This is a genomic window from Mycobacteriales bacterium, assembly GCA_030697205.1.
GTDB lineage: Bacteria > Actinomycetota > Actinomycetes > Mycobacteriales > SCTD01 > JAUYQP01.
The window spans coordinates 86917-100088 of sequence record JAUYQP010000047.1 but is presented as its reverse complement, the minus strand read 5'-3'; the positions used below and the strand labels follow the sequence as shown (position 1 = coordinate 100088).

Genomic DNA, 13172 nt, shown 5'->3' with positions numbered 1-13172 from the left:
AGCCTTGTCGATCGTGACCCGCCCGACGCCGTGAGCCGGCGCTACCGCCGTCCTTCTGCCACGCCGTCCCAGGAGCCTGTCCCATGATCACCGTCACCGAGGTCGAGCTGCGCGCTGGTGCGCGTGCACTGCTGTCCGGCGTCACCTTCCGGGTGCAGCCCGGCGACCGCATCGGCCTGGTCGGCCGCAACGGCGCCGGCAAGACCACCCTCACCAAGACCCTCGCCGGCGAGACGCTGCCGGCCGCCGGGCAGATCACGCGCAGCGGCGAGGTCGGCTACCTCCCGCAGGACCCGCGCACCGGTGACCTCGACCAGCTCGCCCGTGACCGGGTGCTGTCGGCGCGCGGCCTCGACACGATCGTGACCGGCATGGAGAAGCTGCAGGTCGAGCTCGCCGAGAAGCCCGACGACGCCGAGGTGCTGGAGCGCTACGGTCGGCTCGAGGAGCGGTTCACCGCCCTCGGCGGCTACAGCGCCGAGGCCGAGGCGGCCCGGATCTGCTCCAACCTGGGGCTGCCCGAGCGGGCGCTGCACCAGCGGCTCGGCACCCTGTCGGGTGGTCAGCGCCGCCGCATCGAGCTCGCCCGGATCCTCTTCAGCGGCGCGACGACCCTGCTGCTCGACGAGCCCACCAACCACCTCGACGCCGACTCGATCGTGTGGCTGCGCGACTTCCTCAAGAAGCACCACGGCGGGCTCATCGTCATCAGCCACGACGTCGAGCTGCTCGACGCGGTCGTCAACAAGGTCTTCCACCTCGACGCCAACCGGGCCGAGCTCGACCAGTACAACGTCGGCTGGAAGACCTACCTGCAGCAGCGGGAGACCGACGAGAAGCGCCGCAAGCGCGAGCGCGCCAACGCCGAGAAGCAGGCCGGCGTGCTGCTGCTGCAGGCCGACAAGATGCGCGCCAAGGCCACCAAGGCCAAGGCCGCACAGGGCATGGCGAAGCGGGCCGAGCGGCTGCTCGCCGGCACCGAGGGCCAGCGGGCGCAGGACAAGGTCGCCAAGCTGCGCTTCCCCGAGCCGGCCCCGTGCGGCAAGACGCCGCTGACGGCCCGCGAGCTGTCGAAGTCCTACGGCTCGCTCGAGATCTTCACCGACGTCGACCTCGCGATCGACCGGGGCGCGCGGGTCGTCGTGCTCGGCCTCAACGGTGCCGGCAAGACCACGCTGCTCAAGCTGCTGTCCGGCACCGAGGCCCCCGACACCGGCGAGGTCCTGCCCGGCCACGGCCTGCGGCTCGGCTACTACGCGCAGGAGCACGACACCCTCGACGTCGACCGCACCGTGCTGGAGAACATGCGCTCGTCCTCGCCTGACCTCCCCGAGCCGGAGGCCCGTCGCGTGCTCGGGTCGTTCCTGTTCAGCGGTGACGTGGTGCACCAGCCCGCCGGGACGCTGTCGGGTGGCGAGAAGACCCGCCTGGCGCTCGCGACGCTGGTGGTCAGCGGCGCCAACGTGCTGCTGCTCGACGAGCCGACCAACAACCTCGACCCGGCGTCGCGCGAGGAGATCCTCTCCGCGCTGGCCGGCTACAAGGGCGCGGTCGTGCTGGTCACCCACGACGAGGGCGCGGTGCGGGCGCTCGACCCGGAGAAGGTCTTGCTGCTCCCGGACGGCGTCGAGGACCAGTGGTCCGACGAGCTGCTCGACCTCGTCTCGCTCGCCTGACCGCTGCGGCCCACCCCACTGCGTCATAGCGGCTCAGGAGCTGCCCACGCTCACCAGCTATGACGTAGCGGAGGTGGGGGCGGCAGGGCAGGGGATCAGCGGGGGAAGGCGACGACGGGACCGCGTACGCCGACGGCCACCGATGAGCCGACAGGCGGCAGTGGGTGGCCCGGGGTGCGGGCCGTCGCGGTCGCGCCACCCGGCAGCTCGAGGCGCAGCAGCGCGTCGTGGCCGTAGAAGACCCGGTCGACCACGAGGGCCGAGACGACGGGCAGGTCGTCGGGCGCGACCTCGAGCTGCTCGGGTCGCACGACCAGCGCGACCGGCCCGGACAGCGAGCGGTCCTCCACGGTCAGCTCCCCGAGCGGTGACTCGACCCGGCCGTCGACGACCGCGCCGGACAGCACCACCGCCTCACCGACGAACATCGCGACCCCGAGATCGGCCGGGTGGGCGTAGACCTCCCACGGGTCGGCGGCCTGCACGACCCGGCCGTCGCGCACGACCGCCACGACGTCGGCGACCGACAGCGCCTCCTGCTGGTCGTGGGTGACGAGGACGGCGGACGCGCCGGCGGCTTGCAGGCAGGCGCGGACCTCGGCGCGCACGGCCGCGCGCAGGCCCGCGTCGAGGGCGCTGAAGGGCTCGTCCAGCAGCACCAGTGCGGGTGCGGGCGCGAGCGCGCGGGCGACCGCGACCCGCTGCTGCTGGCCGCCGGACAGCTCGTGCGGCATCCGGTCGGCGTAGCCGGTGAGGCCGACGAGGTCGAGGACCTCGTCCACCCGAGGCCCGTGGCGCTCAGCGCGCGGCAGCCCGAAGCCGACGTTGGCCCGCACCGACAGGTGGGGGAAGAGCGCACCTTCCTGAGGCACGACCCCGACCCGGCGCTTCTCGGGCGGCAGCGCGGTGACGTCGCGGCCGTCGACCTCGATGGTGCCGGCGCTGGCCCGCTCGAAGCCCGCGACGCACCGCAGCAGCGTCGTCTTGCCGCAGCCGGACGGGCCGAGCAGCGCCACCAGCGAGCCCGCCGGCACGTCGAGGTCGAGCCCGCGCAGCACGGGCGCGTCGTAGGCCTTCTCGAGCCCCCGGACCCGCAGCGCAGCCGTCACCGGGTGCCGCCGCGCACGACGAGCAGGTAGGTCGGGACGGCGGAGAGGGCCACGAGCAGTGCAGCGTAGGGGGCCGCGGCGGAGTAGCTCGCGACCCCGGTCTCGGTCCAGAGCCGGGTCGCCAGGGTCGCCGTGCCCGGCGGCGCCACGAGCAGCGTCGCGGGCAGCTCCTTCATGCAGGTGAGCAGCACGAGCGCGGCGCCCGACGCGATGCCCGGCATCGCCAGCGGCAGCGTCACCCGCCGCAGCACGTCGAGGGGCCCGGAGCCGCTCGCGCGGGCGACCTCCTCGAGGACCGGCGGGGCCTGCGCGGCCGAGGTGTGCACCGCGCCGACGGCCAGCGGCAGGAAGAGCACGACGTAGGCCAGCACCAGCATCGGGGTCCGCTGGTAGAGCGGCGAGAGCGCGTCGACCTGGATGAACAGGAACACCATGGCGAGCGCGATGACCACGCCGGGCAGAGCATGGCCGACGTAGGACGACTGCTCCAGCAGGCGGGGGAGCCGGCCCGCGCGACGGGCGGCGAGCAGGCCCACGGGGATGGCCAGCACGGTCGTCGCGACGGCCCCGAGGGCGGCCAGCGTCAGCGAGGTCGTGGCGGCGGAGGCGAGCCGCTCGCCGGGGAAGGAGTCGCCGGTGCCCTTGGCCGTCCAGTAGACGAGCGCGGCCGCGGGCACGCCGAGCGAGGTCGTGGTGACGGCGGCGAGCAGTCCGAGTGACGGCCAGCGCAGCGGACCGAGGCCGACGGTCTGCTGGCTCCGCGCGCCGCCCTGGCCGACCCGGGAGTAGCGGGCGCGGCCGCGGGTGCGGCCTTCCAGCACGACCAGGACGACGGTGACCGCGACGAGCACGAGCGACAGCACCGCGGCGGTCTGCCGGTTGGTCGAGGCGTTGTAGGAGGTGTAGATGGCGCGGGTGAAGACGTCGTGGCGCATGATCGACGGCGCCCCGAAGTCGGACAGCGCGTAGAGCGCGACGAGCAGTCCGCCGGTGGCCAGCGCCGGGCGCAGCTGGGGGAGCACGACCCGCAGGAAGGCCTGCCGCGAGGACAGGCCCAGGGAGCGGGCGACCTCCTCGCCGGCCGGGTCGAGGTGGCGCAGCGCCGCGACGACGGGCAGCAGGACGTAGGGGTAGCTGCAGGCGGTGAGCACGACGAAGGTGCCCCGGAAGCCCACCAGGTCGGGGAAGAACGAGATCCAGGCGAAGCCCGCGACGTAGGTCGGCACGGCGAGCGGCAGCGCGGCGAGCACGACCCAGCCGCGCCGCCACGGCACGTCGCTGCGCACGACCAGCCAGGCCAGGGCGACGCCGAGGACGAGGCAGGTTGCGGTCACCGACCCGGCCAGGACGAGGCTGCGGGTGAGCAGCTCGAGGGTGCGCGGGCGCCAGAGCCGGTCGGCCAGCTCGCCGGGGCCGCCGTCGAGGGCCCGCACGACGAGGTAGAGCACGGGGACGAGCGCGACCGCCGCGGTGACGAGGGCGGGTACGACGAGCAGCAGCGGTGGGCGCAGGCCCTGGGCAGCCCGACGGCCCGGTGCGACGACGTCGGGGTCGTCGGGCCGGGCCGGTCGGAGGAGGACCTCGGTCAAGTGAGACCGACCTCGTCGAGCAGGGCCAACGTCTGCTCGAGAGAGTCCAGCTTCGACAGGTCGATGTCGGGCGTCTCGAGGGAGGCCAGCGGCGGCAGCGACGGGTCGGCGTCGAAGCCGGCGACGAGGGGGTACTCCTTGGTGACGTCGGCGAAGAACTCCTGGCCGGCCTTGCCGAGCAGGAACTCCACGAACTGCGCCGCCCGCGGGTCGGTGTCGGCGTCGTCGAGGATGCCGACCCCGCCGACGTTGACGAGCCCACCGAGGTCGCCTGCCGGGAAGTAGAAGTTCTTGGCCTTCACCGTGCCCGCGCCCGCCTCGGCGATCTTCTCCGCGAGGTAGTACTGGTTGACCAGGCCCGCGGCGAGCCGGCCGGCGTCGACCTCGTCGACGATCAGCGCGTTGCCCTCGAAGGTCTTGGGCTCGTTGGCCTTCAGCGCCTCGAGGAACTCCTTGGCCCTGGCCTCGCCCTCCTGCACCCGCAGCGCGGTGACGAAGGCCTGGAACGACGCGTTGGGCGGCGCGATGCCGAGCTTGCCCTTCCACTGCCGACCGGTGAGGTCGAAGACCGTCTTCGGCAGCATCGACGCGGGCACGAGGTCAGGGTTGTAGACGAGCACCCTGACCCGGCCGCTCACGCCCACCCAGCGGCCCTCGCGGCTGCGCAGCTCGGCGGGCACCTTCGACAGCAGCGGCTGGTCGAGCGCCCGCAGCCGGTCGGCGTCCTGCAGTGCGCCAAGGGCGCCCGCGTCCTGCGACAGGAAGAGGTCCGCGGGCGTCTTGTCGCCCTCCTCGAGCAGCGTGGCGGCGAGGTTGGCGCTCGAGCCGTACTTCACCGCCACCTCGATGCCGGTGGCCTTGGTGAACGCGTCGAACAGGGGCGAGATGATCCCCTCGTTGCGCCCGCTGTAGACCACCAGGCCCTCGCTGTCGGCGAGCTTGTCGGCCTCGCTCTGCGAGCAGGCGGCGAGCGGTGCGAGCAGCGCTGCGGCGAGGGCGGCGGCGAGCAGCCGGCGGGGCGTCACGGGGGCTCCTGTCGGGAGAGGGCGGGAGGTAGGACTTAGGGCAACCTCACCAAACCCTAGCGGTTCTCTGCGGCCGGCCCGATCGCGGGGTCTCAGGACCGTCACCACGACGCCACATGCAGAGCGGTTGCCTGCGATGATCAGGGGCAGGTAGTAACGACGTGGGCGGGCCGGGACGATCACCCCCGCGCCCCGCGACAGGCGACCCGACTGGTGACACCGACGGAGGGCACGACGTGGCAGAGCTCAAGAAGGGCAGCCGGATCACCGGCGGCGACCGCGACAAGATGGCGGCTGACCTGAAGAAGAAGTACGAGGGCGGGCAGTCGATCCGGCTGCTGGCCGAGGACTCGGGCCGTTCCTACGGCTTCGTGCACCGCATCCTCAGCGAGTCAGGGGTCACCCTGCGCGGCCGCGGCGGTGCCACCCGCAAGAAGGCCACCTGACCGAGACCGGTGTCCGGCTCGAGGTCCGTGGCCCCGTGGCCACGGTCGTCCTCGACCGGCCGGACCGGCGCAACTGCCAAGACCCTGCGCTGTGGGCGGCGCTGCACGGGTTCGCCCGCGACCTCACCGGCGAGGTCAGGGTCGTCGTGGTGCGAGGCGAAGGCCCGTCCTTCAGTGCCGGCCTAGACCGCGCGCTGTTCGCGACCCTCGGGGACACGGTCGCCGGCTCCGACGACGACGCCCACGCGACGCTGTCGTCGTACCAGCAGGCCTTCACCTGGCTGCGTCGGCCGTCGTTCGTCAGCATCGCGGCGGTCCAGGGCCACGCGGTCGGTGCCGGCTTCCAGCTCGCGCTGGCCTGCGACCTGCGGATCGCCGCCGACGACGCGCAGTTCGCGATGGCGGAGGTCGGCTACGGCATCGTGCCGGACCTCGCCGGCACCCATCCGCTCGTGGCGGCGGTCGGTCGGGCCCGTGCGTTGGAGTGGTGCGCGACCGGTCGGCGGGTCGGCGCGCAGGAGGCGCTGGCCGCCGGCCTGGTCAACCGGGTGGTGCCAGCGGCCGACCTGGAGGCCGCCACGGCCGAGCTGACGCAGCAGCTGCTGGCCCCGCCCCGCGACGCCGTCATCGAGGTCAAGGCCCTCGTCGACGGAGCCGGGTCGCGGACCTACGACGAGCAGTGCGAGGCTGAGCGCGATGCGCAGCTGAGGCGGCTGCGCGACCTCATCGACACCGACCTCATCGACACCGCAGGGGAGTAGCACCGTGGACCTCACGCTCAGCGCCGAGCAGGAGGCCGTCCGCAAGGCGGTCAAGGAGTGGGTGGACGACGTCGTCGCGCCGCGCGCGCTCGCCAACGACCGCGAGGAGCGCTTCCCCCAGGAGGCCCTCGACGGGCTGCGCCAGACCGGCTTCATCGGGCTGTCGATCCCCGAGCAGTGGGGCGGTGGCGGCGGTGACCCGCTGTCCTACGTGCTGTTCATCGAGGAGCTCGGCCGCGGTGACGCCAACGTGCGCTCCGTCGTCAGCGTCCACCTCGGCCTGGTCGCCGGCTCCATCGCGCGCTGGGGCACCGACGCGCAGAAGGACCAGTGGCTCCCGCGGATGGCGACCGGCGAGGTGCTCGGCTGCTTCGGCCTCACCGAGCCCGACTACGGCAGCAACCCCGCCGACCTGCAGGCCACCGCGGTCAAGCAGAGCGACGGCGGCTACGTCCTCAACGGCAACAAGATCTTCATCACCAACGGCACGATCGCCGGGGTCACGCTGTTCATGGCCCGCACCGGCGGTGAGGGCGCCCGCGGCGTCAGCGCCTTCCTGGTGCCCAACGACGCGCCGGGCTTCGAGGCCCGCCCCATCCACGGCAAGCTCGGCCTGCGCTCCTGCGACACCGCCGAGCTCGTCCTGCGCGACGTCAAGGTCGGCCCCGAGGCGCTGCTCGGCGGCGAGGAGGGCAAGGGGATCCGGGTCGCGCTGACCGCCCTCAACGACGGCCGGATGTCGCTCGGCGCGTCCTGCACCGGGCTCGGCCAGGCCGCGCTCGACACGATGGTCGCCTACACCAAGGACCGCGTGCAGTTCGGCAAGCCCGTCGCCGGTCACCAGCTGGTGCAGGCCCTCATCGCCGACACCGCGGTCGAGGTCGACTGCGCCCGGCTGCTGACCTGGCGGGTCGCCGACCTCAAGACCCGCGGCGAGGACTACTCCCTGGCCGCGTCGAAGGCGAAGTACTACGCGAGCGAGATGTCGGTGCGCGCCGCCAACGCCTGCGTGCAGGCGCACGGCGGCTACGGCTACATCGACGAGTACGCCGCGGGGAAGTACCTGCGCGACGCCCGCGTTACGACGCTGTACGAGGGCACCTCGCAGATCCAGCAGCTCATCATCGGGCGCGCCCTCACCGGGATCAGCGCGTTCTGAGAGGGGGCCTGCATGGGACCTGACGGCCCCGGAGGCATGGCCCCCTGGCAGATGATGCGGTCGTTCCGCCGCGACCCCTCGGTGACGGAGAAGAAGCTCGCACCGGGCACGGCCCGGCGGATCGGCCGCTTCGCCGCGCCCTACCGCCGAGACCTGCTGGGCTTCCTCGTCGTCATCGTGATCGGGTCCGTGGCCTCGGTCGCCAACCCGCTGGTCTTCAAGAAGATCATCGACGACGGCATCGGCACGGCCCCGCCGGAGACCGGTCGGCCAGGGCTGGTCCTCGCGATGGCGCTGGTCGTCGCCGGGCTCGCCGTGCTCGAGGCGGTCCTCAGCTTGTTCAGCCGGTGGTACTCCGCGCGGATCGGCGAGGGCCTCATCTACGACCTGCGCTCCGAGGTCTACTCCCACGTCCAGCGGATGCCGATCGCGTTCTTCACCCGCACCCAGACCGGCGCGCTGATCAGCCGGCTCAACAACGACGTGCTCGGGGCGCAGCAGGCCTTCACCGGCACGCTGTCGCAGGTCGTCAGCAACGTCATCGGCGTGACGCTGACCCTGGTCGCGATGTTCGTCCTGTCGTGGCAGATCACACTGATGTCGCTGGTGCTGCTGCCCGTCTTCGTCATCCCCGCCAAGATCGTCGGGCAGAAGCTGCAGGACCTCACCCGCGAGAGCTACGCCCTCAACGCGTCGATGAACAACTCGATGACCGAGCGCTTCAACGTCTCCGGCGCGCTGCTCGTCAAGCTCTTCGGCCGCCCCGAGCAGGAGGACGGCGCCTTCCGCGACAAGGCCGGCCGGGTCCGCGACATCGGGGTCACGTCCGCGATGTACGGCCGGGTGTTCTTCGCCTCGCTCACCCTCGTCGCCTCCCTGGCGACCGCGCTCGTCTACGGCGTCGGCGGGACCCTGGCCGCCAACGGCTCGCTCGGTGTCGGCACCGTCGTCGCCCTGGCCGCCTACCTCACCCGTCTCTACGGACCGCTGACCGCGCTGTCCAACGTCCGCGTCGACGTCATGACCGCGCTGGTGTCCTTCGAGCGGGTCTTCGAGGTGCTCGACCTCGAGCCGATGGTGGCCGACCGACCCGGTGCCGTCACGGTGCAGCCTGGCCCGGGAGCGATCGAGTTCGACGACGTGCACTTCCGCTACCCGCAGGCCTCCGAGGTCTCGCTCGCCTCGCTCGAGTCGGTCGCGGTCCTCGACAGCACCCCGTCGGTGCCGGTCCTCAAGGGCGTGTCCTTCCGCGCCGAGCCGGGCCAGCTCGTCGCGCTCGTCGGGCCCTCCGGCGCCGGGAAGACCACCATCTCCCAGCTCGTCACCAGGATGTACGACGTACAGGCCGGTGCGGTGCGCGTCGCCGGGCAGGACGTCCGCGACGTCACCATGCAGTCGCTGCGCGAGACCGTCGGCGTCGTCACCCAGGACGCCCACATGTTCCACGACACGATCCGCGCGAACCTGCTCTACGCCCGCCCCGACGCCACCGACGAGCAGCTGTGGGCGGCCTTGGAGGCCGCTCAGGTCGGGCCGCTCGCGCGCTCGCTCGCCGACGGGCTCGACACCGTCGTCGGTGACCGCGGCTACCGCCTGTCGGGCGGGGAGAAGCAGCGGATGGCTATCGCCCGGCTGCTGCTCAAGGCGCCCGGGATCGTCGTGCTCGACGAGGCGACCGCCCATCTCGACAGCGAGTCCGAGGCGGCGGTGCAGCGGGCGCTGTCGACCGCGCTGCAGGGCCGCACCTCGCTGGTCATCGCGCACCGGCTCTCCACCGTGCGCGAGGCCGACCAGATCCTCGTCGTCGACGACGGCCAGGTCGTGGAGAGCGGCCGCCACGACGACCTGCTCGCCCGCGGTGGTCTCTACGCCGAGCTCTACCGCACGCAGTTCGCCCGGCAGGAAGACCCGACCGAGCCCCCGCGCGTCACCGAGGGCGCGGCCTGACGGTCACGATCACCCGGTTGCGGTTGCGGGGGTGGTGCGGACCTCGAGGCGGGGGATCAGGGGCTGGACGAGCGGGCCGATGAGCAGCGCGTAGGCGACTGTGGCCGCGCCGAAGGTGCCGCCGAGGGCGAAGCCGACAGCGACCACGACCACCTCGATGAGGGTCCGGACCCGCCGCACCGACCCACCGGTGCGGCGCACCAGGCCGGTCATGAGCCCGTCGCGCGGGCCCGGCCCCAGGTGCACCCCGATGTAGGCGGCCGTGGCGATGGCGTTGAGGCCGATGCCGGCCGCGACCAGCCCGACCCGCGGGGCGAGCGGCGACACCTCCGGCAGCACCCGCAGCGCTGCGTCGACGACGATCCCGATGACGACGACGTTGCTCACGGTCCCGAGCCCGGGGCGCTGGCGCAGCGGGATCCAGCCGAGCAGGACCAGGGCGCCGACGACGATGGTGACCGTGCCCAGCGACCAGCCGAGGTGCGGCGCGAGCCCCTGGTGCAGGACGTCCCACGGCATGACGCCGAGGTCGGAGCGGACCAGCAGCGCCATCGAGATGCCGTAGAGCGCGAGCCCGGCGTAGAGCTGCGCGAGGCGTCGCGGCAGCTGACGGCCGGTGGTGCCCGGGACGGTCGCGACGGCGGTGGTCATGGACCCAGGATGGGGCATGATTGGACTGGACAGGGCGGGCCAATCGAGGGGAAGTGGCTGTCGTGGACGCAGGTCGGCTCGCGGCGCTCGTCGGCGCGCTCGGAGCAGAGCGACCACCGCTGTACGACGCGTTGGCCCGCCGGCTCAGGCTCCTGGTCGGCGACGGCCGGCTCCCGGTCGGGGTCCGCCTGCCCGCGGAGCGCGATCTCGCGGCCGCGCTGCACGTCAGCCGGGCCACGGTGACCGCCGCCTACGGCCGGCTGCGCGACGACGGCTGGGCGGTCGCGCGGCAGGGGTCGGGCACCTGGACCCGGCTGCCCGCCGGGCCCGACCTCGGCGCGTGGGTGCTGACGCCGCCCGAGGAGGGCGTGCTCGACCTCGCCCACGCCGCGCCCGCCGCGGCCCCTCCGGAGATCCCCGCCGCCTTCCACGCCGCGCTGCAGGACCTGCCGCGGGTGCTGCCGACCCACGGCTACTACCCGCACGGCCTGCCGGACCTGCGGGCCCGGCTCGCCGAGCGCTTCACCGCGCGGGGACTGCCGACAAAGCCGGAGCAGGTGGTCGTCACCGGGGGAGCGCTGTCGGCGTGCGTGGCGGCGCTGTCGGCGCTCGCGGGCCGGGGCGACCGCGTGCTGGTCGAGCACCCCAGCTATCCCAACGTCCTCGACGCGATCGTCGCGCAGGGCTCCCGGCTGCTACCGGTCGCCGTCGACGCGGCGGACCCCGACGCACTCGCGCGCGACGTCCTGCGGGCCGCTCGGGAGGCGAGACCTGCTGCGGCGTACCTCATGCCGGACTTCCAGAACCCCACCGGCCTGCTGCTCGACGAGGCCCAGCGGCGGCGGCTCGCGGTCGCGCTCGAGCAGTGCGGCACGACGGCGGTCGTCGACGAGACCCTGGTCGACCTCGGGCTCGACGCGCAGCCGGAGGTGCCGTTCGGGGCGTGCGGGCGGCCCGAGCTCGTCGTGACCGTCGGGACGACGAGCAAGGCCTTCTGGGGCGGCCTGCGGGTCGGCTGGCTGCGCGCTGAGCCGGAGCTCGCGCGGACCCTCGCCAACGCCGTCACCCGCACCCAGCTCGGCACCCCGGTGCTCGAGCAGCTCGCGGTCTGCCACCTGCTCGACGCCGCCGACGAGGTGCTCGCCGCCCACCGCACGCGGCTGCGCCGTCAGCGCGACGTGCTCGTGGCGGCGCTGGCCGAGCGGCTGCCCGACTGGCGGGTGCGGGTCCCCGCCGGCGGGCTGGTGCTGTGGTGCGAGCTGCCGGCGGCGGCGTCCAATGCGCTGGTCTCGGAGGCCGCGACCCGAGGGCTGCGGCTCGCCGCCGGGCCGCGCTTCGGGACGGGGCACGCCTTCGAGGACCGGCTGCGGCTGCCCTACTCCCAGCCGGCAGACGTGCTGGTGCGGGCCGTCCACCTGCTCGCGCAGTCGTGGGCGTCGCTCGGTCCGCGCACGGCGGCGGAGACCTCGCGCGAGCTCGTCGTCTGACACGTCACGCGCACGTCATGTCGCAGATACGGCACCGCAACCACCGGTCGTGATCATGGCGTGGTGGAGCTGACCTGGCGGGCCGTGTCCCGTGCCGACCGCGTGCCCGCCGACCGCGACGTGCGGGTGCTGCTCGGTGGCCGCACGGTCCTGCTGCGGACGGTCGACGGGGCCGTGCGGGCCGTCACGGCCGAGGGCGACCCGGTGGCCCACCGGGTCGTCGACGACGTCGTCGAGCTAGAGCTGCTGATCCCCGCCAGCCGACCCGTTGCCGAGGACCTGGCTGGTGGACCCGGGTGGGAAGGCGTTCGCGCCGTCTGAGCCGTCACCGGTGCGGCGGGCCCGCCGGCGGCGACCCTGCGGCGACTCCCGCAGCGCCATGACGGTTGCCGCGACGGCGAGGACAGCGAGCACGATCAGCACCTGCGTCATGGCGGGACGCTAGCCCCGAGGGTGCCCTGTCCGCCACCATCCGTGCCGTTGCGTCATACGAAATGCCCCTTGCCCACGAGGCGGTCGTTATGACGCAACGGTGACGTGGGGGCGCAGCCAGGCCCCGACCGCGGCGAGCGACTCGTCGGCCGCGCGCAGCTGTCCGGCCTGCACGTGATGGACGTGCCACAGCCCGGGGTGCTCGACGAGGTCGACGGTGACCCCCGCGGCGCGCAGGCGCTCGGCGAGCAGCACGCCCTCGTCGTGGAGCAGGTCCTGCTCGGCGACGTGGACGAGCACGGGCGGCAGGCCCGCGAGCTCGGCGGCGTCGGCGTGCACCGGGGACAGCAGGGGGTCGGAGAGGTCGGCGCCCGGGGCGTAGTCGCGGGCGTTGGCCCGCAGCCAGTTGCCGGTGAGGACCGGGTCCGCGTGCCGGGTGGCCAGGACGTGGCCGCGGGTCAGGTCGGTCACGGGGTGACTGCAGCGCGAGGGCGACAGGGGTCGGGCCACCCTCGCGCTGCAGGGTCAGCGTGAGGGCGAGCGCGAGGTTGCCGCCCGCGGAGTCTCCGGAGACCGCGACGGGGCCGGTGGACGCGAGCTCGCGGACGGCCGCGACGCAGTCCTGCAGCCCTGCCGGGTAGGGGCGCTCGGGGGCGAGCCGGTAGTCGAGGACGTGCACCGGCGTGCCGACGGCCGCGGACAGGTGGGAGGCGAGCGCGCGGTAGACCCGCGGCGAGCCCGTCGTGAAGCCCCCGCCGTGCAGGTGCAGGACGGCGGCACCCCCGGCAGCCCCGGGTCCGGTCACGACCTCGCAGGGGCGCCCGGCGAGCACCGTCTGAGTCACGCGGGTCCCAGGCAGGGGCCGGGTCGAGGTGGCCGCGAGCACGTCG

12 protein-coding genes are annotated in these 13172 nt (G+C 73.7%); 7 read left to right on the top strand and 5 right to left on the bottom strand.

From position 1 onward, the window contains the following. Positions 1 to 83: 83 nt before the first annotated feature. Positions 84 to 1676 carry an ABC-F family ATP-binding cassette domain-containing protein gene (locus Q8R60_15705; protein MDP3713922.1) on the top strand — a complete coding sequence of 531 codons (1593 nt, stop codon included), beginning with the start codon at positions 84 to 86 and terminating at the stop codon, positions 1674 to 1676. Between the two features lie 95 nt (positions 1677 to 1771). Here the strand turns inward: Q8R60_15705 and Q8R60_15700 are convergent, their stop codons facing one another. From Q8R60_15700 to Q8R60_15690, 3 genes are read right to left on the bottom strand one after another with little or no spacing between them, the layout of a single operon-like run. Next, positions 1772 to 2785 carry an ABC transporter ATP-binding protein gene (locus Q8R60_15700; GenBank protein MDP3713921.1) on the bottom strand — a complete coding sequence of 338 codons (1014 nt, stop codon included), beginning with the start codon at positions 2783 to 2785 and terminating at the stop codon, positions 1772 to 1774. Next, positions 2782 to 4374, bottom strand: coding sequence for an iron ABC transporter permease (locus Q8R60_15695; GenBank protein ID MDP3713920.1), 1593 nt, complete (start codon positions 4372 to 4374; stop codon positions 2782 to 2784). Before Q8R60_15695 ends, Q8R60_15700 begins: the two co-directional genes overlap by 4 nt. Then, on the bottom strand, positions 4371 to 5399 hold the full coding sequence (locus Q8R60_15690; protein ID MDP3713919.1) for an extracellular solute-binding protein: 1029 nt from the start codon (positions 5397 to 5399) through the stop codon (positions 4371 to 4373). The genes Q8R60_15695 and Q8R60_15690 overlap by 4 nt, the downstream gene beginning before the upstream one ends. 236 nt (positions 5400 to 5635) lie before the next feature. On the opposite strand from Q8R60_15690, the gene Q8R60_15685 reads away from it, so the two are divergent. The 4 genes from Q8R60_15685 to Q8R60_15670 are packed head-to-tail and all read left to right on the top strand — an operon-like array spanning position 5636 to position 9712. Further along, entirely contained in the window at positions 5636 to 5845 is a 210-nt protein-coding gene (locus Q8R60_15685; GenBank protein ID MDP3713918.1) for a helix-turn-helix domain-containing protein, read from the top strand. A 35-nt stretch (positions 5846 to 5880) separates the two neighbouring features. After that, the gene (locus Q8R60_15680) at positions 5881 to 6606 is read left to right on the top strand and encodes an enoyl-CoA hydratase/isomerase family protein (GenBank protein ID MDP3713917.1); all 726 of its coding nucleotides are present in this window, start codon (positions 5881 to 5883) and stop codon (positions 6604 to 6606) included. A 4-nt stretch (positions 6607 to 6610) separates the two neighbouring features. Beyond that, a complete protein-coding gene (locus tag Q8R60_15675) occupies positions 6611 to 7765 on the top strand; it encodes an acyl-CoA dehydrogenase family protein (protein ID MDP3713916.1) in 1155 nt (384 codons plus the stop codon). 54 nt (positions 7766 to 7819) lie between these two features. Beyond that, entirely contained in the window at positions 7820 to 9712 is a 1893-nt protein-coding gene (locus Q8R60_15670; protein MDP3713915.1) for an ABC transporter ATP-binding protein, read from the top strand. Between the two features lie 9 nt (positions 9713 to 9721). Here Q8R60_15670 and Q8R60_15665 read toward each other — a convergent pair whose 3' ends face one another. Then, complete coding sequence (locus tag Q8R60_15665; protein ID MDP3713914.1) at positions 9722 to 10363, bottom strand: hypothetical protein; 642 nt, start codon at positions 10361 to 10363, stop codon at positions 9722 to 9724. Between the two features lie 53 nt (positions 10364 to 10416). Between Q8R60_15665 and Q8R60_15660 the strand changes: the two genes are divergently transcribed. After that, positions 10417 to 11850, top strand: coding sequence for a PLP-dependent aminotransferase family protein (locus tag Q8R60_15660; GenBank protein MDP3713913.1), 1434 nt, complete (start codon positions 10417 to 10419; stop codon positions 11848 to 11850). Between the two features lie 63 nt (positions 11851 to 11913). After that, positions 11914 to 12171, top strand: coding sequence for a hypothetical protein (locus Q8R60_15655; GenBank protein ID MDP3713912.1), 258 nt, complete (start codon positions 11914 to 11916; stop codon positions 12169 to 12171). 198 nt (positions 12172 to 12369) lie between these two features. Here the strand turns inward: Q8R60_15655 and Q8R60_15650 are convergent, their stop codons facing one another. Further along, positions 12370 to 12753: an alpha/beta hydrolase fold domain-containing protein gene (locus Q8R60_15650; protein MDP3713911.1), complete on the bottom strand. Its 384-nt coding sequence runs from the start codon at positions 12751 to 12753 to the stop codon at positions 12370 to 12372. Positions 12754 to 13172 lie beyond the last annotated feature (419 nt).

Excerpts from the sequence above, each read along its gene's own strand:
- Q8R60_15705 (MDP3713922.1), top strand. The coding sequence starts at position 84 with ATGATCACCGTCACCGAGGTCGAGCTGCGCGCTGGTGCGCGTGCACTG.
- Q8R60_15670 (MDP3713915.1), top strand. The coding sequence starts at position 7,820 with ATGCGGTCGTTCCGCCGCGACCCCTCGGTGACGGAGAAGAAGCTCGCA.
- Q8R60_15665 (MDP3713914.1), bottom strand. The coding sequence starts at position 10,363 with ATGACCACCGCCGTCGCGACCGTCCCGGGCACCACCGGCCGTCAGCTG.